The following is a 22,573-nucleotide window of genomic DNA, read 5'->3' on the forward strand; positions in this document are numbered from 1 at the left end:
ACTCTGCTTCTTCAGGTCAAAAAGTGTAAATGAGCAATTCCTTGCCTGATGCTTGGGTTATAACAATGAGCATTACTGTTGTAATTCCTTAACCCGCTTCCCGACAGACCCGTCTGCGAAGTAGCGATATAAATTTTTTCCGGGGCAATCGGTCTTGCCTGAATGATCCCGGTGTGTTCCCAAACTATCGGTGGCAATGTCATATTTTCTGCTGCAATAAGCAATCAATGCGACCAGTGCATCCAGCTGTTTTTTCGGTATCTCCTGTTTTTCAAAGTTCCCCAGGCAGCTGATCAGCAAATGCCCGCTGGGATCATATTCGGTGGCGGTTTCGCCTGCAGTAAAGACGTTCCGGCCTTCATACACCCGGCCATCGGGGGCAACGAAGAAATGATAAGGGACATCAGCCCATTTGCGGTCGTTGCCCATGCCCCAGCGTTGGATATTCTTAATAAAAACAGCTACGTTTTTAGTGCTGTCTATCAGTGTTCCCTCATGATGCACAGTAATCCTTACCGGTTTGTGGCTTTTGTAAGGGCGCGCCGTCGCCGCCTGCCATTCGCCCCTTGTAACAATTACCGGGCGGGCCGCAATATGCCGATCATTCCTTAACCCGCAGGAATGCATGATCAGGCTGAATATAACGGATGTCAAGACAACACATTTCTTCATAGTCGTACACTTATTTGAGTTTCTCTGATAGAAAAGCCCGGACACTTCCCTCTATTCACTGAAAGTCCTGCTCTTCGCTGTAGCCCTCCTTCGTCGGGGCTGCCGCTTCGATCAGGTTTACCAGGCGAAGGCAGTGCTGCTAGCTAACACCCTGCCACCGCCAGGTTTTGTGTTATTTAATTGCTTTTAACAATACGTCCTGAATCCGCCCCCTGATGCGCATGTTAATAAGCTTATCGCTTACAGTCGGATTTACCCGGTTAGAAAGAAACACGTATACCAATCCTTTTGCCGGATCTACCCATACACAGGTACCCGTGTAGCCGGTATGGCCGTAGGTCTGAGAGGAAGCCAGTTCAGATGGATAGTGCTTTGACAGATCCGGATCCCAGCGGTCGAAGCCCAGGCCGCGTCTGCTCACAGCCGATTGTTTCTGCGTAAACATATCGACCGTTTCAGGCTTAAAGTACTGCGTGCCGCCGTATGTGCCGCGGTTCAGCAGCATCTGGTATATAATCGCCAGGTCGTTCGCAGATGAGAATAATCCCGCATGGCCCGAAACACCGCCAACGAGTGCTGCACCCTGGTCATGAACGTAACCTTGCAGAAGTGTCTTCCTGAAGTAAGTGTCGTTTTCGGTGGGTACGATCTGTTCGCGTGGAAAACGGTTACGCGGCAGGAAACCTGCAGTCTGCATGCCCAGCGGCGTATAAAAGTTTTCCTGTGTGTATTCGTCAAGAGGCTGTTCGGCGAGGTGCTCAACTATGTCTTTCATTACGTACATGCTGATGTCACTGTATACATACTTTCCGCGCGTCCTTATCGGTGAGTTGAGCATCTTTGGCCACATGAAATCACGGAAAAAGCCTTTCTTTATATAGTAGTTGTCAGCCACCTTGGTCGGATAGAGAGCCGATGAGTCACGACTGTAATCGCCTGCTTTAATTGCGTTGTGAAAAGGGATATATGGGATAAAGCCGGCTTGGTGCAGCATGACTTCGCGAACGGGAATTGCGTTCATCGGACTGGTCCTTGCCCGCGGAATGTACAGTCCGATGTTTGTATCCAGGTTCAGTTTTCCCTGTTCCACAAGTCGCATGACGCTTGGCGTGGTGGCAGTTACCTTTGTCACCGAGGCCAGGTCAAATATGTCCGTCACCTTATCGGCCACGTTCGTGTCATACGTGTGCGTGCCGTATGCCTTGTTAAAGATAACCTGCCCGTCTTTAACGGCCAAAACAACCATGCCCGGCGCAGCACGTTGTGCAATAGCCTCGGCGGCGATGTTGTCAATCTCCTTCAAGCTATTTGAGTTGATGCCAACTGCTTCAGGAACCGAATAAGACAGTCGTATTTTTTCAGTAGTAAATCCCGACCCGGCCGTATATTTTGGAGAGAATCCAGCCTTTAGCCGCTGCGTTGCGGCCACACCGCCAAAAATGAGCTGGGGAACCATGCTGGCAGATTCCGCATTGTTCATGGGGCTCCAGATCAGCGGACCGTTCAGATTATCAAATGATGCCAGTGCACGGCCATTGCTTCCGAAAAGCGAAACAATAACCTTTTTGCTTTTGCTGAGACTGTTAATGAAGTTCAGGTATTTTCCGTTTGTTGCGATGCTGTCGGTCAGGCTTACCACAACTGTCTGATAAAATTTAAGATCGTCTTCAAGCGTATTAAGCGTTGTTGAATCCCGGTACTGGTCTGCATTGAAGGAGTCTACTTTCGCATACTTGTTCATCAGGCTGTCAAATGTCTGGCGCTGATTATAAAACAGGCTGACCGAAGCGATCCTGTTGTTGGTAAGCGTAACAACCGGCACCGTTTTCGCCTCGTTGTTTAGCAGCACGGTCGAGCTACTGATGCGCTTAATCTCTGCCAGCCGCTTTTCGTTTTTACTGTGGTCCTGTGCACAGGCGCCTACGGCAATGGTGCAGGCTATGCCGAGCCCCATCAGGGCGGCAAGGTTACTTCTTCTCATATACTTTTTCTCCGTTCAGGTAGGTTTTCAATACTTTGATGTCATGTAATTTTGTTTGCGGCGCCTTTATGATGTCCTGGTCCAGAATGACGAAGTCTGCAAGTTTGCCCGGCTCCAGACTTCCCTTTTCTTTCTCTTCAAAATTTGCCTTTGCGGCCCAGATCGTCATGCCACGCAGGGCCTCTTCCCGGCTCAGCGCGTTTTCGGCCTGGAATCCCGCCGCCGGATAACCGGATGCATCTTTTCTCACAGTGGCAGCGTAGAACGTGTACATCGGGTTGATTTCTTCCACAGGAAAATCCGTGCCAAGCGGGATCCATCTGTTCTGGGCTAACAATTGTTTATAAGCATATGCACCCCTAACGCGGTCTGCACCCAGCCGGTCGGCTGCCCAGTACATGTCTGAGGTGGCATGCGTTGGCTGTACAGATGGTACGATCGCCGAAGCGCCAAACCTGTCAAAATCTTCCGGGCTAACAACCTGCGCATGCTCAATACGCCAGCGCCGGTCATTGCCGGCTTTCAGCACCGATTGGTAGATTTTTAATACCGTGCGGTTGGCCGAATCGCCTATTGCGTGGGTACACATCTGAAACCCGCTGTTGGCTAGTTTATTGGCAACTGCCTGAAAGTGCTTTATATCGCTCAGTAAAAAACCACGTTTTCCCGGACTGTCGTGATAATCGGCCAGGAGGGATGCACCGCGCGAACCAAGGGCACCGTCTGCATATACTTTAAAAGAGCGCACATGAAGGCGCTCCGTTTTAATCGCACCGCGCTTAAACAGGTAATCATAATTTGCCGGTTTATCAGACAGCATGACATACAGCCGCATTTTCAGATTGCCTTTGTCCTGCAATTTCTCTATAAGTTCGGCGGCTTGAAAATCCAGACCACAGTCGTCTATAGTCGTAAGTCCGGCGGCGAAACAATTCTGCTCTGCCGCAGCGAGCATTTTTTGCCACCGCCGTGCATTAGGTTCAGGCGCTTTTGACGCTACCATTCCAACTGCATTGTCGATCAGAATTCCTGTTAATTTGCCGTTCCGGGTTATAAAGTCGCCGCCTGTAATTTTTTTCGCTTCGAGAATTCCGGCAGCAGTCAGTGCCGCCTGGTTGGCAATAGCTGCATGCCCGTCGATTCGTTCCAGCAAAACCGGGCGGCTTGGGAACAGGCTGTCGAGTGCAGCGTTGTCAGGAAACTGTTTGTCCGGCCAGTCATTCTGGTCCCATCCGCGTCCAATCAGCCAGCCGTCGGGCTGTGTCTTTGCAAAATCAGCAATCCTGCCGCACACTTCGTTCCAGCTTTTTGTGCCGCGCAGGTCAGCAGTATACAAACTTTGGGCATAGCCAAAAAAATGGGCGTGTGCATCAATGAAGCCGGGGTACAAGGGCTTTCCACCTGCATCAAGTTTTTCTGTCGCCCGGAACTGCTGCTGCAGATCGGCCGAGCGGCCAATGGCAATAATTTTTCCATCGCGTATGGCCATCGCCTCTGCGGTGTCAAAACGATCATTAACCGTATAGATCTTTGCATTGTAGACCAGCAGATCTGCCTGCTGACTTGTGCAGGAAAATAGCGTAAAGAGTAAAAAAACGCCGGCAAAATATTTCATGGCTTAAATATAGAAAATGTATCGCGCTTTGATTCTACGCCGTTTGAACAGAACAACAGGTTTGTATGCACAGTGGCCATCATACTGCTGTTCAGCCCGGGAGGCATTGGTTCTTTCACAACAAAAATAGAACAAAGAGGTATGAACATCGCCAGGGAGGTAAACGTCATTATCCAGACGCTTTTATGATTTTTTGACATCCGCCTGCGGTGTCTTCCGGCCGGCAATTGACCGATTTTGCTTAAATTAGCCGGGTATATTTTTAATCCGACACATGACAGACGTGATACATTTATTGCCGGATGCTGTAGCCAACCAGATTGCTGCTGGTGAAGTGATTCAGCGACCGGCATCAGCGGTGAAAGAGCTGTTGGAAAATTCGATAGATGCGGGGGCAGACAAAATTCAGCTGATTGTGAAGGATGCCGGTAAGGCGCTGATCCAAACCATCGACAATGGTTGCGGAATGAGCGTAACCGATGCGCGCATGTGTTTTGAACGGCATGCAACTTCAAAGGTCAAGAAAGCCGAAGATCTTTTTGCCATCCGGACCATGGGGTTCAGGGGCGAAGCCATGGCCTCTATTGCTGCCATTGCACAGGTAGAAATGAAGACCCGCCGGCATGAGGATGAGATTGGAACCTGTATCAGTATAGAGGGTGCAGAAGTGATTGGACAAGAACCCGTTGCCGTACCTGCGGGAACGCAGTTTTCGATAAAAAATCTATTTTTCAATACTCCGGCACGGCGCAACTTTCTCAAGAGCAACCCCGTTGAAATGCGGCACATCATCGACGAATTTCAGCGTGTGGCCATGGCGCATCCGCAGGTGTTTTTCAGCCTGCACCATGACGGGCAGGAGGTTTTTCACCTGCCAAAGGGTACGCTAAAACAGCGCATTGTTCATTTGTTCGGCAGCAACTACAATGAACGCCTTGTTCCCGTAGAAGAAGAGACCTCAATTATCAATATTAAAGGTTTCATAGGTAAGCCTCAGTTCGCAAAAAAAACGCGTGGCGAGCAGTTCTTTTTTGTAAACAGCCGGTTTATAAAAGATGGCTATCTCAACCATGCTGTGGCTTCAGCCTTTGATGAACTGCTGCCAGACGATAGTTTTCCGCTTTATGTGCTGTTTATTGAGATTGATCCGGCAAAAATCGATGTGAATGTTCACCCGACAAAAACAGAGATCAAATACCTGGACGAAAAATCCATCTACGCCATTCTTAAATCTGCGGTTAAACGCTCTATAGGCCGTTATAACATCTCCCCAACGCTTGATTTTGATCAGGAGACCGGCTTTAGCGGTATGATTACACCGAAAGCTCCTGAAGATATCGTGCCGCCAAGCATCAGCTTCAATCCTGATTTCAATCCGTTCAATACATCAGAAGATGGCCGGCCGGCCGGCAATGGTTATACCCGGAGCGGTGGAAGTTATCAACCGGCAGCCAGTACTAAAAACTGGGGCTCGCTGTATGAGATCAGCCGGCAGGCGCCGGTTGAGCAGACGCAGCTTTCCGTCGAAGACGAAACCGGGCAGCCCGAAGCAATCGCGCATCCGCAGCCAAAACAACTCATGCAGGTGCATAACCGGTATATTGTTTCGCAAATCAAGTCAGGCCTGATGCTGATTGATCAGCAGGCGGCACACGAACGCATTTTGTACGAACGTTTTCTGCTGCACCTGGAAGACCGCAAGGGAGCGTCGCAACAAAGTCTTTTCCCGCAAACGATCACGCTGAGCGCGCAGGATTATGAACTGGTCAGGAATCTGCTTGACGATATCAAAAGCCTGGGTTTCGAGGTACGCGAATTTGGTAAAAATACGCTGGTTGTGGAAGGAATACCTGTAGACCTCGGCAGCACAAACATAAATGAGATCCAGCTGTTTGAACAACTGATCGAAGGGTTCAAAAATTCGCAGCAGGAACTGAAGCTGGACAAACGCGACCGTCTGGCCAGAAGCCTGGCGCGCAACAGTGCCATTAAAAGCGGCGTGCCGCTGGGCCAGGAGGAGATGAATACCCTGATTAATCAATTGTTCGCCTGCGAGACGCCCAATTTCAGCATCAGTGGAAAACCTGTTATCCAAACGATCGGCCTGGCCGAACTCGATAAAAAATTCGATAAGTAATACATGAACAACATCTATATCCCACCCGTAGTCAAGAACCTGCTCATTATTAACGTGCTCTTCTTTCTCGGTACTGCCGTTTTTGAAGGGTTGCTTTCAGATCAGGTTGTCGGCACGCTTCCGGTTTATTATTTCGGGTCACCGTTCTTCAAGGGATGGCAGCCAATCACTTATATGTTTATGCATGGCGGCTGGGCACATATTTTCTTTAATATGTTTGCCTTGTATTCTTTTGGCAGCCTGCTGGAAAACCGCTGGGGCGCCAAACGTTTTCTCATTTTTTATCTGGTAACAGGACTGGGTGCACTTGCGCTGCAATGGGCAGTTCAGGCATTTGAAATGCACCAGGCAACCGGACAGATCATGCCTTCGATTGAATACCTTCAGACGATAGATATAGCCGATGCACAAAAAGCCATAGCCATTTACCAGAGCCCTATGGTCGGTGCTTCAGGTGCTATTTTCGGTTTGCTGATCGCCTTCGGTATGCTCTACCCAAATGCAGAGATGTTTATTTTTTTTATCCCGGTACCCGTAAAAGCAAAATACATCGTTCCTGTCTATATACTGGTAGAACTTTCGCTCGGCCTGGCGCGTTTTGAAGGTGATTCGGTTGCGCATTTTGCACACCTGGGCGGTGCGCTGATCGGGTATATCCTGGTTAAACTATGGAAAGACAACAACAACTTCTACAATTACTATGAGTAATACATTGTTCAGAGATATTAAGCAAAAGGTATTTCAATCGGGCAACCCGCTGTTTCTTTATATCGGCATCAACGTGCTGATCTTTGTAATTACCGCGCTGCTTAACGTAGTTTTTGTTATTTCAGGGCAGGGAAACATCATTGACCGGCTTGTCGCCGCGTATCTGGCATTGCCCGCACCTTTTGCACTGTTTCCGCAGCGTTTTTATACGCTGGTTACCAGTATGTTTATTCATGCCGGCTTTTTTCACATCCTCTTTAATATGTTATGGCTGTACTGGATGGGCCGTATCTTTCTCGATTTTCTCAACAACCGCCAATTTCATTTCGTGTATTGGGCCGGGGGTATAGCTGGTGGCATATTTTTTCTTCTTGCTTTTAACTTTATCCCATTCTTTGCCGCCAATACTGAACTGGCTATGCTCATGGGAGCGTCAGGAGCGGTCATGGCAATTGTTATTGCTACGGCCACCCTTGTTCCTGACTACAGTATCGTTCTCCTGTTCTTTGGCTCGGTTAAACTGAAGTACCTGGCTATTGCCTATATCGTGCTAGACCTGATTGGTATAGCATCGACTAACGCAGGCGGCAGCATTGCTCATCTTGGGGGTGCGCTGCTTGGCTTTTTCTACATAAAAAGTTTGCAGCGTGGCAGCGACTGGAGCAAGATCTTTAAGCGCAAACCGAAACTGCGCGTAGTGAAAAATCCGCCGCCAAGGCCCCGCCAGGCGCCGGCGGCACGGTCTGCAAGCCAGGTTCGGCAGGATGAGATTGATGCCATTCTTGACAAGATCCTGAAGTCAGGCTATGACAAATTAAGCAAAGAGGAAAAAGAAACGCTGTTCAAAGCCGGCAAACAGTAATGAAGAAAAAGAAAGGCCTCAATTTCCTGGATAAAATTATGCTGCTGGTGGCGCTTGTAATGGCCGTCTCGCTGGTTCTTGGTTTCTCTGCAGGGCAGTTTGATCCGCGGCAGCACGGATTGATTCCTTTCTTCGGCCTTGCCTATCCATACATCCTGTTTGTAAACGTGGTCCTGGTTGCCTGGTGGCTCATCAGGAGCAAGTGGCTGCTCGCCATTGGTACCGTGGCCCTCATTTTTGTTGGCTGGACACCGCTTCATGCTACCTTCAGCTTTTCGGGTACAGCCGGCGAAGCCCGGAAGGCAGACAGCAGTTACCTCAGGCTGCTTACATACAATGTGCACAATTTCAAAGTATATGGTGGTGAAAACAACAAGGAGATAAAAGAAAAAATGTTCAGGACGGTCGAGGCTGAAAATCCTGACGTGGTTTGTTTCCAGGAATTTTATACGCGCAACAAAGGTCCTTACAATAATATTGATACGCTGAAAAAGCGACTGGGCATGCGCCATCATTATTTCAACCCGTCGATGAAAAATGACTACGAATCAATCGGCCTTGCCATTTTCTCGAGGTACCCGATCCGCGGCAAAGGTAATATCCTTTTTGATGAAGCCATTCGCGGTAATGAAAGCATCTATGCAGATTTGTCTGTCGGTAAACAAACGGTTCGCATTTACAACGTACATCTTCAGTCTATCGGCTTTGATAAGAACGACTATGACTATATGGACCGCATGACCCACAAGATCGGAACAGAGCTTAAACCCTCGAAAAAGATCCTGATCCGCTTGCGTAATGCTTTCCGTAAACGCAGTGAGCAGGTTGACGTGCTCAAGCAAAACATCAGCACCTGCCAGACACCCTACGTCATTGCCGGCGACTTTAACGATACACCAGCCTCGTATGCCGTGACCGAACTTACCCATTCGCTTCATAACGCATTCGCCGTGCAGGGTAAGGGTTTCGGAAAAACCTATAACGGGAAGTTTCCAAACTTCCAGATCGATTATATTGCCTGCAGCAAAGCGCTTGATGTAAAAAGTTACCGCATTATCGAAGCCCGCCTTTCAGATCATTTTCCCGTGCGCAGCGATCTGGAGTTTAAAGCTTCCGCTGAATAGACGCTTCATGTAAACGTGCAACCCTGCTGAAGTCAACCCGCACAGCTTCTCCACTGCACAGTTATGTTGCACTTAAAAAACCGCATTTATCCTGACGCCAGAATCTTATATTTGCTGGATGATTACAGGTATACAGGTTTACAACACCCTCACTCGCAGGAAGGAGATTTTCGAACCCGTTAATACACCCCATGTCGGTATGTATGTTTGCGGGCCAACTGTTTACAATGATGTTCACCTGGGCAATTGCAGAACCTTTATTTCTTTTGATATCATTTTCCGCTACCTGCGTTATGCCGGGTACAAAGTCAGGTATGTCAGGAACATAACCGATGCAGGGCACCTCGAAGGCGACCGCGACGAAGGCGATGACAAGTTTGCAAAACGCGCCAAACTGGAGCAGCTTGAGCCGATGGAAATAGTACAGAAGTACACCCTGGGATTTCGGGAGGTCATGCGCCTTTTTAATACGCTGCCACCGAGTATTGAGCCGACGGCTACAGGACATATCATTGAGCAGATCGAAATGATTAAGGTGATTCTCGGGAATGGTTTTGCCTACGAGGTTAACGGTACCGTTTATTTCGACGTTGAAAAATACAGTGAAACTTATAACTATACCATTCTGACCAACCGCAACCTGGAAGACATGCTCGCTAATACGCGCGAACTGGGCGGACAGGATGAAAAACGCGGCAGGCTTGATTTTGCACTTTGGATAAAGGCCAAACCCGAAACGCTGATGAAGTGGGCATCGCCCTGGGGTCTCGGTTTTCCGGGCTGGCACATTGAGTGTTCGGCAATGAGCGCCAAATATCTGGGCGATACCTTTGATATACATGGCGGCGGAATGGACCTTGCCGCAACCCACCATACCAATGAAATTGCACAGTCTGAGGCCTGCAGCCGCCAGCAGCCCGCAAAATACTGGATGCATACCAATATGCTTACGGTTAACGGCGCGCGCATGTCAAAGTCGGCCGGTAACGGCTTTCTCCCGCATGAACTTTTTTCAGGAAAACATCCGCTGCTGAAAAAAGGCTATAGCCCGATGACAGTGAAATTTTTTATGCTCCAGGCCCACTACCGGAGTACGCTTGATTTCAGCAATGAAGCACTAGAAGCTTCCGAGAAAGGATACCGCAGGCTGATGAATGCATTATCGCTTCTGCAAAAAATCCAGGCCTCGGGTACAACTGATTTTGATATCGCTGCGCTGCGCGAGCGATGCGTTGTGGCTATGAATGATGATTTTAACACGCCGGTTGTTATTGCCGAGCTGTTTGAAGCTGCACGCATCATCAATACACTCTACGATGGCAAAGGAAAAATTGACGCAGGTAACCTCGATGGCCTGAAACAATTGATGCAGGACTTTGTTGTTGACGTTTTCGGATTGCAGGAAGAAGCGCAAGGTGATAACGGTTTCAAAGAAGTGCTGGATATGGTGATCAATCTTCGCCGGGAGGCAAAGGAGAATAAGGACTACGCTACTTCAGACAAAATACGTATCGGTTTACAGGAAATGGGCATTCAGCTGAAAGACAGCAAAGAGGGCACCACCTGGAGCCGAACATAACACTTTCATCTGGAGATACCGAATAAAAGAAACAAACGTTTATGCTAGTGCAATGCTCAGGGTTTTGGCCGGGCATTGAAGAATCCACAGATCAATGAAGAAAATTAAATGGCTGTTACCCGCTCTGACATCTCTGGCCTTGGCTGCCTGTAACAATGAGCCGAAAAAGAGCCAGGATGATACCGCTGTTAAACAGGAGGTAAAATTGGTATCGCCTGAGTTTGATGCAGACAGTGCCTATGCCTTTGCAAAGGCGCAGGTAGATTTCGGACCCAGAATTCCTTCCACAAAGGCGCACGCAGATTGCGCGGCGTACCTCCAGAATAAGCTCAGGCAGTTTGGTGCCGATGTATCATTGCAAACAGGTACGGTGAAAACCTACGACGGCAAAAGCCACCAGCTAAAAAATATCCTTGCGTCATTTAATAAGGAGCGCAAAGCCCGCGTACTCGTTACTGCACACTGGGATGCACGGCCCTTTTCTGACCAGGATCCGGACAGCACCTTGCGAAACAAACCGTTTGATGCTGCAAATGATGGCGCAAGCGGCGTAGCGGTGATTCTTGAAATGGCCCGCCAGATTCAACAAAAACAACCAAACGTGGGTGTTGATTTTATCTTGTGGGACCTCGAAGATTACGGCGAGGCAAATGACAGTACGCCTGAGGAGCTTACCTGGTGTCTTGGCTCCCAGTTCTGGGCGAAAAGTGCACTCGCTAAGGCTAACAAACCGCTTTATGGTATTAACCTGGATATGGTCGGGGGTGGGAACGCCCAGTTTACGCAGGATGAAGTTTCACGGCAATACGCCGGCGACGTTGTGAAAAAGGTATGGGATATTGGCAATGAGATCGGTTATGCATCTTACTTCGTTTACATTACCTCGGGCAGGCTTATTGACGACCATGTATGGGTTAATAAGGCCGGAATACCTTGCATAGATATTATCCACTATTCTGACAATGCTGGTTTCTACATCAACTGGCATACCCAGCTGGATAATATGGCTAACCTGGACAAAAACACACTCAAGGCCGCCGGGCAAACGGTCCTCGAAACAATTTACAGGGAACAGCCTGCGCCTTAAATGTTCAGTTGTTAATTACTTTTTTGAAGCACCTGTGCTGAACAGGTTATATTCGTACAACAAATACCCATATATGAGATCAATATTATCAGCCTGCCTGGTTCTGGCTATATCTGCAGGCGCTTTTGCGCAACGTGCAGACGGTACCACAAAGTCTTTAGTGAAAGCTGAAAAGGAATACGCTGCCGACGCAGGTAAAAAAGGCCTGAAGGCCGCAACAGATGATTATGCATCTGCTACAGGGATTGTATTCAGACCCAACCCCGTCAACGTGAAGAGTTACAATACCAGCGCACCTGACATTCAGGGAATGGCCTGGGAACCTGTATTGGCAAAGGTGTCGCGAAGCGGCGACTGGGGCTTTACAACCGGCGAATATACCATTGGGTCCTCTGATAAAAAGTATGGCTCATACCTTACGGTGTGGAAGGCTGAGAACGACCGCTGGAAGGTTGCTCTTGATATCGGTACAGAGCACAACAAGCCGCTGGCTAAGCCTGCAGCAAAATTTATTGAACCAAAAGATCACTACAAACCAAAGCTGGCCAACCCAAAAGAAATCAAAGCTGGAAAGGATATCATCCTGACCACTGAAAAAACGCTGAACACAATGCTGAAAACCTATGGCGTTGCAGCATTTGCAGGTTTTTCTAATGATGACGCACGTTTGCTTTTTCCTGGTAACGAACCCATCGTAGGCAAAGACAAAATTCTTCAATTCATGAACGGAATGATCGGAAAGATCAATCTCAAGACCACAGAAGCTGAAAAGGCAGCCGGTGGCGACCTGGCCTATACCTATGGTCTGGCAACGGTAGATTACAAAACCGATCTCCGCGAAGCTTTCAACTATGTATTTGTCTGGGAGCGGCAGGCAGACCATACCTGGAACATTATTGCCCAGGTGTTCGTTTCCGCTGAACGCTAACCTTATCACATCTTACAAAGACCTGCAGCAAAATACTGCAGGTTTTTTTATTTCCGGGCGGTTGTGAATCCTGGAATGACAACTCATCTGCCGGCAAAGGCAGGGTTTTTGTTCCTTTTCTGAAAACGATTTTTAATGAAGAAAACGATACTACCTCTTTTTTTGCTGGTACTGTTAGTCTCTGCTGCCGCTGCGCAGCGGAAAAAAATTGACATTCAGGGTAAGGCCGGTGCCAGGGGCCTTGCACCCGAAAATACCATCCCCGGATTGCTGACTGCCCTCGATCTTGGCGTTACTACCCTTGAGATGGACGCGGTAATTTCAAAAGACAAAAGAGTTGTCCTTTCACAGGAACCCTATTTCAATCACGAGATATCGCTCACACCTACGGGTAAACCAATTAGCTTAAAAGACCAGAAAAAGCATAACATCTTTAAAATGGATTATGACGAGGTCAAAAAGTATGATGTTGGTTCGAAGGTGCATCCCCGCTTTCCCGGACAGCGCAAGGTCAAAGTAAGCAAACCCCTCCTGGAAGATGCTATAGATGCCGTTGAGGCACACATCAAGGCGAACAGGCTGCCGAAGGTCGATTATAGCATAGAGACCAAGATGATTCCTAAGGGTGACGGCGAGTTTCAGCCCGATTCAGCTGAGTTTGTAGAACTGATCATGGAGGTTATCAACCGGAAGAAATTAGCAAAACGTGTTATCATCCAGTCGTTTGATATGCGAACGCTGCGTTATTTGCACGAAAAATATCCGAAGATCCGCACTTCGCTGCTTGTTGATGAAAAAGATTCATTTGATGATTACCTGAGCCGTCTCGGATTTAAACCCACCATTTACAGTCCGTACTCATTACTGGTCGGTAAAAGCCTCGTTGACCGCTGTCACGAAGCAGGTGTAAAGATTATCCCCTGGACGGTTAATTCCCTGAGAGAACTTAAATACTATATGGACCTGGGGGTTGACGGCGTGATTACCGATTATCCAAACCTGATCAACCAGCTCTGAGAAAAAACAGGCGGACCATTTAGTCCGCCTGTTTTCTATTCCTCCAGCCTGTATATGAAAGGCGCGCTGCCTTTCATTTTTGTATTGAGCGCCTTCAACTGGTCCAGCACTTCCTTTTCCTGATCAGGCTCCTGTGCATAGCGCAGTGCCTCTTTCATCAGTTGCTTTGCGTCTCCGTACTGCCGTTTCTGTTCGGCAGTTCTGGCCATGTGCCTGCAGATCATAAAACGGTTTGTTCCCGGAACTTTCAGCGCCTGTTCGCCCAGCGATTGCGCCAGCTTAGGCATGTCCATCTCGGTAGAAAGTTTCAGATAGGGCAGGTAGACGTCCGGAAACTGCGGGTCGAGCGCAACGCACTGCTGGTAATGGTAACCGGCTGTGCGCAGGTCGCGAAAATGCTCATGCTGCAATACGCCCATCTGGAAATGTGCGCGCGCATAATCAGGCTCGGCGGCGAGGATCTCATTCAGCAGGCGGAAGGCTTTTGGTACCTCGCCATACCAGATTTCCTCCAACACCTGGAGATATTTTTCTTCGACAGATAACAATGTGTCCATTGAATATAGTTTGTACAATCCTTGCGGACTGTGTGTATTAAAAATAAGATTTGAGCTTGTTGGCGGCAGATAGCCGGCAACACTAGAGGCCGGAGCTGCAGAAGTATGCTACATACACTGCAGCCATGCGCCGAATGGGCTGCATGTCCGGAAGTGATATGACGTACGTAGTCCGCATGATAAAATTTTTCTGTAAAGGTAATAAAACTTTAGAAAAGATCGGTGATAATTTTTTCAACGGGCAGGCCTTCAGCTTCCGCGCGGTAGTTTCGCACAATGCGGTGCCTTAAAATGGCCTCGGCCACGGCCTGAACGTCTTCCACATCAGGAGCATATTTACCCGATAACACGGCATGCGTTTTGGCACCCAGCACGAGAAATTGCGAGGCGCGGGGGCCGGCGCCCCAACTGATGTACTTGTTTACCGCCTCGGTTGCAAGAGCAGTATGGGGCCGTGTTTTTGATGCAAGCCTCACAGCGTACTGCAGCACATGATCGGTTACCGGAACCTCGCGGATTAACGACTGAAAAAATTGAATCTGCTCCATGCCCATAACCTTGTTCAGCGACACCTGGTGCTGACTGGTGGTATTGCGCACAATATTAAGTTCTTCTTCCAGCGACGGATAACCAAGTTTTATGTTGAACATGAACCGGTCTAACTGCGCTTCAGGAAGCGGGTAGGTGCCTTCCTGCTCGATTGGGTTTTGTGTGGCCAGAACAAAGAAGGGCTTTGGCAAGGTATGCGTAAAACCGGCAGCGGTTACAGCTTTTTCCTGCATGGCCTCAAGCAGCGCAGCCTGCGTTTTCGGCGGCGTACGGTTTATTTCATCGGCCAGGATAATGTTTGAAAATACCGGTCCCTTAACAAACTTAAATTGCCGGTCATCGCCCAAAATTTCCGAGCCAATAATGTCACTCGGCATCAGGTCTGGCGTAAACTGGATCCTGTTAAAATTCAGGTCAAGGACGTTTGCAACCGTTTGTACAAGGAGTGTCTTAGCCAGACCCGGAACGCCGACAAGCAGACAATGCCCGTTGCTGAAAATTGCGATCAGGACAGATTTTACTACCTCGTCCTGGCCTATTACAACCTTCGCTACTTCGGCTCTGATCTGCCTGTAAGCGGTCTGCAGTGCCTGAACTGCTTCTACCTCGTCCTTATACTGCATCCGGCTATTTAGATTCTTTCTGGTCCTGATTTTTTGTCCAGATCTTTAACTGCTCGCAAGTTGCGAATTCCGGATCGATTTTAATATATGTGCTCTCGCGGCGTTTTTCGAACCACTCGCTTAATGTCCTGTTCACTTTGTCGGTTTGGGCAGCTTCGCGGATCTTCGGATAGTCTTGCGCAAGGTTTGCCTTGTGCGGCGCGATTTTCGACTTAAGCGTCAGAATGCGGTAGCCGGTTTTTCCGTCCTGACCGGTAAATTCGGTAGGGGTGGAAAGTCCACCCACTTTCATCGTGTCGATTACAACAAAGATGTTCGGGTCCAGTTTATCAACAGGAATAAACGTTGTACGCGCCGACACATCATCAGAGTAAAGGATCATACCACCGGTATACTTTGTCTCATCATTGTTGGAATAAAGTGATGCAGCCGTAGAAAAGGGCACTTTATCTGATTTAATATTCTGAAAAATACTGTCTGCATGAAGCTTCAGGCGGGTCATGCTTTCAGGTGTGTTTTTCGGTATAACCAGGATATGGCGCGCATGAACCTGTTCCCCGCGGCGCTCAATAACCTGCAGAAAGTGATATCCGAACTGCGTTTCAAAAACAGGCGACATCTCACCGGCTTTTAGTTTGAAAGCCCATGCGGTGAATTCTTTGGCCATGGTAGAACGGTCAAAGAAACCAAGGTCTCCGCCATCTGCAGCCGATCCCGGGTCTTCTGAATACGATTTTGCCAGGAACGCAAAATCTTCGCCGCTTTTTATACGCAAACGCATCGCTTCAGCCTTGTCATAATATTTTTGTTTTTCCTCTTTGGTCAGTTTTGGATAGAGAACGATCTCCCCAACTTCCACTTCGGTGTTAAATTCAGGAACACTGTCGCCAAGCGATTCGAAGTATTTTTTTACCTCGAGCGGTGTTACATTCACATCTTTTGTGATCTGTCCCTGCATTTTGTTTGAGATCAGCGCTTCCTTTACATCAGGCCTGATTTCGTCTTTGTACTGCAGTACAGACCGGTTAAGCATTTGTTCCAGACGCTCCTGGCCGCCTGCCCGGCGAATACTGTACCGCATACGGCGATCTACCTCATCGTCAATCTGGCTCTCGTCTACCATCACCGAATCTATCTCCGCCTGTTGCTTCAACAGTTTCTGTGTAAGCAGCTGTTGCAAAAAGTAACACTTAACTTCAGGATTCGCAGGATTCCCCTGCGCGAGGTACTGGGTGTATTGTTGGTCGAGATCAGACGCTAAAATGATGTTATTGCCTACAACGGCCGCCACTTTATCTATCGCTTTCTTCTGAGCCTTCGCACTGATCGCCAGGCAAAGCACAAAAGGCACTGCCATAAGAATTCTCTTCATTCTGATTGAATTTCAATTTTAATATCCCGCAAATTTACAACTAATTCTGCAACTGACAGATGGTCATTTCCTAATCTGCGCTCAGCGCTTAACTTACAGCATGCGGAAAATATAAAAGTAAGAATATCGGATCGCTATCGGAGATATTTAACTAATTTTAACAGAAAAAATAGCTACCGTTTTTTGTTCATGGAAACCCAGTTAAGTACCGATCCTGCCGCACTGGCACTGTTTTTTACGGAAGAAATTTTTGTGGTAGAAGACCCTGCCGCAGCGCCTGCAATCGCATCCGCGACAACCCCGGCAGATGCTGCTTCGGCAGTGCCGGCTGAAACAGTGCCGGCTCCTGCTGCCCAACCCGTCATCGCGGTGCCGGAAGTGTTAGCGCAGTCCAGCGTTCCGGCTATGCCGGTTACCGGGAAGGCCCTGCCGGCGACAGAGAAGGCTGAGCCCCGCAGTTTTCCATTTGTTGGCAGAAATGCGCGGAACGTTGTCATCCTGGTTAATGATCCGGTCAACGATGTAAGCACCGAAGCCGGTCGGGAACTGTTGCGTAAAATTGTCAAGTCGGTAAACCTGTCAGGTAATGATTTTGCGCTGGTCAACCATGCCCGGCATCCCGAAGCGGTGTTCGCTGATTATGCATCATTTTTTGCGAACTGCCAGTTCCTTGTTTTTGGCGTAACCGCCGATGCCTTGCAGATACCGGCGCAAACACTTCATCAGCACAGCCAGGTACTGGGACACGGGATCGTACTGACTGCCGAGCTGGACGCGCTGAACGGAGACAACACTGCAAAGAAAGAACTTTGGGGTACCCTTCAAAAGCTTAACTTCTCTTCATGAAAACCAAACTTGTTTTTGCTACAAATAATAATCACAAGACCGCTGAGGTGCGTGCCTATCTGGGCGATGCGTTTGAGGTTTTGAACCTTAAAGATATTGGCTGTGAGACAGATATCCCCGAAACCGCCGATACCTTCAGCGGGAATGCCTTGTTGAAAAGCAGCTTTGTAAAGGAGAACTTTCAGCTTGACTGTTTTTCTGATGACAGCGGCCTGGAGGTCTTTGCCCTGAATAATGAACCGGGTGTGTTCTCGGCCCGCTATGCGGGTGGCGCCGGCGATGCTGCCAATGTTAAGCTGCTGCTTGAAAATATGCAGGGCATTACCGACCGGCGTGCGCAATTTCGAACTGTTATCTGCCTTATCCGCAACGATGAAATACACTGCTTTGAGGGAATTGCAGGCGGAACAATCCGGACTGAGCCGGCGGGCCAGCAGGGATTTGGCTATGATCCGGTCTTTCAGCCCGAGGGTTATGACTGTACTTTTGCGGAAATGGATACGCAACAAAAAAACAGCATCAGCCACCGCGCAAAGGCTATGGAGAAGCTGATCTCTTTTTTACGCTCAGGTCAATAGCGCCTCAAAAATACGACCCGGCAGTAATTTGCAAGCTGCTTATTGATTCCTGCGCCGAACGCTGTCTGCCTGTTTCCTGATCACATTTCCCGGCCGTACAATAGGCGGTTCGGTTCTGCCTGTCGTATCCGGGATCAGGTTCGGAAGGCGGCGCCTTGTCAGCGTATCTGCCGTTGATCCGGTCTGGCCCTGGGTTCTGTTTGCCGCAGGCTGCTGGGCCACCGGTGTGGTAACCGTCTTTTTTGGTGTGGGTATATTGGTGGCAACCGTCTTTTTCGCGATGTTTTTCGCCGCCGGTTTCTTTGCCGCAGCAGCCTTGGCAACTGTTTTCTTCCGCGGCCGGATGGCATCAAACTTTGACCGCGGGCGATCTTCCGGTTTCCAGATAAATCCTTTCAGAAACGGTTCTTTAGGCAGGTCTTCTGCCGGATAAAGAACACCTTCAGGCTTTTTGATATTGACGATTTTGTTGATCTCGTTGTCAAGAAAGGAAATCTTAAGCCGGCTCCCAACCGTTTGGTTCATCTCCTTGTACGCTTTGGTGCTGTCGTCCTGCGTATAATAGATACTTTCAGCGTTGCCGTCCACAAAAAGCGTGTTTAATTTGCCCTTGTTGAAAAAGCCGGTAAGAACCTTGCCCTTTATCTGGTTAAATTTCAACGAATCCTGTGGCGTATTGACCAAAAACGCGGACTGAATCACCTGAACGGAATTGATTTTTTTATTCACGAACTGGATGTTGATCGTGTCGCCGGTTTGCTGGGAACCCTGCGACCAAAGAATAGGATTCTGAAAGCAGCGAAGCGTCGAGTCAGCACTGGTATAAAAAAGCGAGTCGGCCTTGGCCTGAATATCACTTTTATAAACCCTGACGTTGTGGTAAGCACTGATTACACGGGTCCGCAGTGTGTCGAGCGGAGAAGCCGGTGTTGTAACTTTCGGTTTGACTGCGGGCCTGGCCGCTGTTGCGACTGCTTTTGTCGCTCTCCCGGCTTTTCTGATCTCGGCTTTTGTACGGGTATCTGCCCGCTTAACAAGAGAATCTGTTTTGAATGTTCCCCCTTTCCTGACCAGGCTATCTGTCTTTTTTGCAATGCCGGCGCTGTCAGCTACAGCGTTCGCCAGTTTAAGTGAATCAGCCTGTGCTGTGGCAATTTTTTCCCGGCCCTGGTTGGGCGGTGGTGAAACCGCCGTTTCTCCACTTTTTTCTGCACGCCGTTTTCGCCGCCGCTCTGCCGCGGTTTCTTTTACAGGGGTCGCTGTCTTCTTTTCGTTTGCTGCGGCCACAACAGCTGCCTGTACAGCCGCTTCAGCCTGCCCGGCTGCCGGTGCTGCCGGTACGTTTGCCGTACTGTCAGGTAACGTTTCTTCCCCGCGCTCTTCAAAATCGAGTTCGTTATTCGCCCTGACCGAAATCTTGGGCAGCAACCGTAAGGTTTTTTGCAGCACCATTTGCGTTTCGAGCGTGTCTGCGCCCATCCAAAGGCTATCAAGGGTCATCTTGTTACCCGTTTTTACAGAGTCTGATGTTTCAATTCCGAAATACGCATTTTTCGTAACGAGCGTTCGTTCGGTCTTCTTGAAATATTCGCCAACTTCGCCGCGAAGCAGTGTTTTGTCGGTCGTATCGCGGAAAAAGATATTTCCCATTGCTTTGCCGTAACCAAGCCTGCCGTCCCAGGTAAGACTATCGCCTTTCAGCGACTTGCTGCCGTTTTTGTAAAGATTTTTTTTTCCGAAGAAAGCTTTTTCTGTGAGCGTATTATAAAGCCCGTTTTCCGTATAAAGGTTATCATCTTTGCCTTTGATGTTGGTCGGACCATAAAAATAAGTCCACTTGCTCTGCGTGTTGTACCGCATGGTATCTGAGGTAATTGTGCTCTGCGGCGTCTTGACCAGAACGTTATACCTGAAATAAGAATCGTTTGAGGCAGCAAAGTAATAACCATTTCTGCTGGTAACCGTTACGTCTTTGTTAACGATTTTTCCGCCATTGGTATAGGTGCCAATTTTACTGACCATGTTGTAGTCAAGCACATTGGTCGTCAGAACCGACTCCCTTTGTACCAGCCTTACATTGTTCGTTAAGTGTGCCTGCTTTTTATTGCCATCATAGTGAAGCCGGTCTGAAAAAATGTTCACGGTATCGGCCTGATTGATGTGCACATTGCCAAAGGCCTCGAATACGTTGCGTTCCTGGTAAAAGTGTGCGCTGTCTGCACTTAAGATGGCGTTGTCCTGCCTGAATGTGGGTTTTCCAAGGCGCACAAGATCCTGTTTCGGAACACCATTGATAACGGTATAACTTGTTAACTGAACGGGCGATTTGCTCTGCGCGAGGAGCATTCCCGGCAACAAGATCAGGCAGAGCAGAAAACACAGCTTTTTCACCCTACAAAGTTAGTTGTTTGCGGGGCCATTTTAAATTAAATATTTTTGAGGCATGTTTCCGCTCAGCGCTTTACGGGAGTTTATAACCTCAAACCAGCTTTTCACATCCGGCGAGCGCATCCTCCTTGCCGTAAGCGGCGGAAAAGATTCGGTGTTCATGGCCCATCTCTTCAGAGAAGCCGGAGTTGCCTTCGGAATTGCCCATTGTAATTTTGGTTTGCGCGGTGCGGAATCAGATCGCGACGAACAGTTTGTACGCGAACTGGCAGCCGGATTCGACGTGCCCCTGCATGTAAGACATTTCAATACCCGTACATATGCAGACAAGCAGCGAATTTCTATTCAAATGGCTGCGCGCGAACTTCGTTATCAGTGGTTTGAAGAGGAGCGCCTGGCCGGCGGATACGATTATATTGCGCTTGCACAACACCAAACCGATCTGGTTGAGACCGTTCTGATTAACCAGCTGCGGGGTACAGGCATTGCAGGTCTGCATGGTATTCTGCCAAAAAACGGCAGGCTGATACGTCCATTATTGTTCTTGACGGCCGCAGAAATTGACCGGCTTGTCACTACAGCGGCCATCGGCTGGGTGGAAGACAGCTCAAACGCTGAAACGAAATACCAGCGAAACAAAATCCGTCACGAAGTTCTGCCCTTGCTCCGGCAGATCAACCCTTCTCTTGAACATACATTCGCTGCCAACGCTGTACGTATGCTTCAGGCCGGACAGCTTGTTGACAAAAGTATTTCTGATCTTCAGGCCAGGTTGCTTGTGCCCGGGAACAAGCAAAAAATTCCAATCCGCGACGTCAAAGACCTGTTCCCGCAGGAGCTGCTTCTTTTCGGATTACTCAGGCCTTTTGGTTTTCATGAGGAGGCTGTAACCAGGATCATCAGCGTGCTTAACGCCCCTAGCGGCAGACAGTTTTTTAGTCATACGCACAGGCTGATCAAGGACCGCGAATATCTGATCATTGATGAACTTGAGCGGGAGAACCCATTCAGTGCTAAATTAAAGCGCGGCGAATCATTGGAGACACTCCTGTGGTCTATAAACCAACTGGAGCAGGATGTGGCCGGGCTACCCCGTTCAAAGCATGTGGCCTGCGTAGACACAAACTTACTTATTTACCCCCTGACTATCCGGTACTGGCAGGAGGGCGATCGTTTCATGCCGCTTGGCATGAAAGGTTTTAAAAAACTGAGCGACTTTTTTATCGGACAGAAACTGAATGTAGCCGAAAAGGGGAGGGTTCCGCTGCTCGTTAACGGCAATGGAGATATAGTCTGGATTGCCGGAATGCGGCTGGACGAGCGTTATAAAATAGGGCCGGGCACCAAAAAAGTTAGTATATTCGAATTCAAAATCAAACCAGTTGGAAGGTAAATACGCATACCACGAAAAACAGTACATAGGCAGGGACTACATACGAATCTGTATACGCCTGGTTATGGCCGCGTTCTGTTTTGCCGCTTACGTTTACGAGCGCGACCGTGACCGTACACAGGATCTATTCCTGGTAGTGGGCTTTGGTATTATCGGTGTCTCCATCATCCTGCTTTTTCTGATCCAGTATAAAATAATTGTACACAATAAAAGCGTTATTCTTGATGGCCTGTGGACAGCGAAAAAGGTAAAAATTGACCTGGCCGGGATTGTCAATGTCAGAAAAGACCAGTATAGCTCCTATCTCTTTAATAATCCGGTCTATAACCTGCACCGCAAGGGCAGCATCCGGTTCTACGCCTCAGGCAAAGATGCGGTAGTTCTTACAGACCGCGATGGCCTTGAGTATTACATTGGTACGCAACGTCCCAATGAGCTCTATCTCGTGATACGCGAGGAGATGGCCCGCTGATCCGGCGGCAGCCGTAAATAATTGCAATCGCTTAACACAATATTCACCGAAAGCCTCTTTCTTTGTACATCAGTTAACAAAGCAG

General features: G+C 48.7%; 19 protein-coding genes. 12 read left to right on the forward strand and 7 right to left on the reverse strand.

Annotation, left to right across the window (positions count from 1 at the left end; translation table 11 throughout):
* Positions 1 to 72: 72 nt before the first annotated feature.
* The 3 genes from EJV45_RS12745 to EJV45_RS12755 form a co-directional block, all read right to left on the reverse strand.
* Positions 73 to 672: a peptidoglycan recognition family protein gene (locus tag EJV45_RS12745; RefSeq protein WP_129716067.1), complete on the reverse strand. Its 600-nt coding sequence runs from the start codon at positions 670 to 672 to the stop codon at positions 73 to 75.
* A gap of 172 nt (positions 673 to 844) precedes the next feature.
* Complete coding sequence (locus EJV45_RS12750; RefSeq protein ID WP_129716068.1) at positions 845 to 2,653, reverse strand: serine hydrolase; 1,809 nt, start codon at positions 2,651 to 2,653, stop codon at positions 845 to 847.
* Complete coding sequence (locus EJV45_RS12755; RefSeq protein ID WP_129716069.1) at positions 2,640 to 4,268, reverse strand: amidohydrolase; 1,629 nt, start codon at positions 4,266 to 4,268, stop codon at positions 2,640 to 2,642. The genes EJV45_RS12750 and EJV45_RS12755 overlap by 14 nt, the downstream gene beginning before the upstream one ends.
* A 274-nt stretch (positions 4,269 to 4,542) precedes the next feature.
* On the opposite strand from EJV45_RS12755, the gene mutL reads away from it, so the two are divergent.
* From mutL to EJV45_RS12795, 8 genes are all read left to right on the forward strand, one after another.
* Entirely contained in the window at positions 4,543 to 6,405 is a 1,863-nt protein-coding gene (gene mutL, locus EJV45_RS12760; protein ID WP_129716070.1) for a DNA mismatch repair endonuclease MutL, read from the forward strand.
* Positions 6,406 to 6,408: 3 nt separating this feature from the next.
* Positions 6,409 to 7,113, forward strand: coding sequence for a rhomboid family intramembrane serine protease (locus tag EJV45_RS12765; RefSeq protein ID WP_205942380.1), 705 nt, complete (start codon positions 6,409 to 6,411; stop codon positions 7,111 to 7,113).
* Positions 7,106 to 7,975: a rhomboid family intramembrane serine protease gene (locus EJV45_RS12770; RefSeq protein WP_129716071.1), complete on the forward strand. Its 870-nt coding sequence runs from the start codon at positions 7,106 to 7,108 to the stop codon at positions 7,973 to 7,975. Before EJV45_RS12765 ends, EJV45_RS12770 begins: the two co-directional genes overlap by 8 nt.
* Positions 7,975 to 9,099: an endonuclease/exonuclease/phosphatase family protein gene (locus tag EJV45_RS12775; protein ID WP_129716072.1), complete on the forward strand. Its 1,125-nt coding sequence runs from the start codon at positions 7,975 to 7,977 to the stop codon at positions 9,097 to 9,099. Before EJV45_RS12770 ends, EJV45_RS12775 begins: the two co-directional genes overlap by 1 nt.
* A 118-nt stretch (positions 9,100 to 9,217) precedes the next feature.
* Positions 9,218 to 10,678, forward strand: coding sequence for a cysteine--tRNA ligase (cysS, locus tag EJV45_RS12780; protein WP_129716073.1), 1,461 nt, complete (start codon positions 9,218 to 9,220; stop codon positions 10,676 to 10,678).
* 94 nt (positions 10,679 to 10,772) lie between these two features.
* On the forward strand, positions 10,773 to 11,765 hold the full coding sequence (locus EJV45_RS12785) for a M28 family peptidase (protein WP_129716074.1): 993 nt from the start codon (positions 10,773 to 10,775) through the stop codon (positions 11,763 to 11,765).
* A gap of 73 nt (positions 11,766 to 11,838) precedes the next feature.
* A complete protein-coding gene (locus tag EJV45_RS12790; protein ID WP_129716075.1) occupies positions 11,839 to 12,693 on the forward strand; it encodes a nuclear transport factor 2 family protein in 855 nt (284 codons plus the stop codon).
* Positions 12,694 to 12,828: 135 nt separating this feature from the next.
* Complete coding sequence (locus EJV45_RS12795) at positions 12,829 to 13,710, forward strand: glycerophosphodiester phosphodiesterase family protein (RefSeq protein ID WP_129716076.1); 882 nt, start codon at positions 12,829 to 12,831, stop codon at positions 13,708 to 13,710.
* Positions 13,711 to 13,745: 35 nt separating this feature from the next.
* Here EJV45_RS12795 and EJV45_RS12800 read toward each other — a convergent pair whose 3' ends face one another.
* The 3 genes from EJV45_RS12800 to EJV45_RS12810 all read right to left on the reverse strand — a co-directional run bounded on the left by EJV45_RS12800 (position 13,746) and on the right by EJV45_RS12810 (position 16,811).
* The gene (locus EJV45_RS12800) at positions 13,746 to 14,267 is read right to left on the reverse strand and encodes a hypothetical protein (RefSeq protein ID WP_129716077.1); all 522 of its coding nucleotides are present in this window, start codon (positions 14,265 to 14,267) and stop codon (positions 13,746 to 13,748) included.
* 209 nt (positions 14,268 to 14,476) lie between these two features.
* Complete coding sequence (locus EJV45_RS12805) at positions 14,477 to 15,439, reverse strand: MoxR family ATPase (protein WP_129716078.1); 963 nt, start codon at positions 15,437 to 15,439, stop codon at positions 14,477 to 14,479.
* Positions 15,440 to 15,443: 4 nt separating this feature from the next.
* Complete coding sequence (locus tag EJV45_RS12810) at positions 15,444 to 16,811, reverse strand: peptidylprolyl isomerase (RefSeq protein WP_129716079.1); 1,368 nt, start codon at positions 16,809 to 16,811, stop codon at positions 15,444 to 15,446.
* A 189-nt stretch (positions 16,812 to 17,000) separates the two neighbouring features.
* Here EJV45_RS12810 and EJV45_RS12815 point away from each other — a divergent pair, with 189 nt between their 5' ends.
* Both EJV45_RS12815 and rdgB read left to right on the forward strand, forming a co-directional pair.
* Positions 17,001 to 17,657 (forward strand): hypothetical protein, encoded by a 657-nt coding sequence (locus EJV45_RS12815; RefSeq protein ID WP_129716080.1) that lies wholly within the window; start codon positions 17,001 to 17,003, stop codon positions 17,655 to 17,657.
* Positions 17,654 to 18,235: an RdgB/HAM1 family non-canonical purine NTP pyrophosphatase gene (gene rdgB / locus EJV45_RS12820; RefSeq protein WP_129716081.1), complete on the forward strand. Its 582-nt coding sequence runs from the start codon at positions 17,654 to 17,656 to the stop codon at positions 18,233 to 18,235. The genes EJV45_RS12815 and rdgB overlap by 4 nt, the downstream gene beginning before the upstream one ends.
* A 39-nt stretch (positions 18,236 to 18,274) precedes the next feature.
* Here the strand turns inward: rdgB and EJV45_RS12825 are convergent, their stop codons facing one another.
* Positions 18,275 to 20,626 carry an OstA-like protein gene (locus EJV45_RS12825; protein WP_240755282.1) on the reverse strand — a complete coding sequence of 784 codons (2,352 nt, stop codon included), beginning with the start codon at positions 20,624 to 20,626 and terminating at the stop codon, positions 18,275 to 18,277.
* 52 nt (positions 20,627 to 20,678) lie between these two features.
* Between EJV45_RS12825 and tilS the strand changes: the two genes are divergently transcribed.
* Together tilS and EJV45_RS12835 are read left to right on the forward strand one after the other, a co-directional pair.
* Positions 20,679 to 22,016, forward strand: a complete 1,338-nt coding sequence (tilS, locus tag EJV45_RS12830; RefSeq protein WP_129716082.1) for a tRNA lysidine(34) synthetase TilS — start codon at positions 20,679 to 20,681, stop codon at positions 22,014 to 22,016.
* A complete protein-coding gene (locus EJV45_RS12835) occupies positions 22,006 to 22,488 on the forward strand; it encodes a hypothetical protein (protein WP_129716083.1) in 483 nt (160 codons plus the stop codon). Before tilS ends, EJV45_RS12835 begins: the two co-directional genes overlap by 11 nt.
* Positions 22,489 to 22,573 lie beyond the last annotated feature (85 nt).

Origin of the sequence: Pedobacter sp. SYP-B3415, assembly GCF_004138205.1 — a bacterium.
GTDB lineage: Bacteria > Bacteroidota > Bacteroidia > Sphingobacteriales > Sphingobacteriaceae > Pedobacter.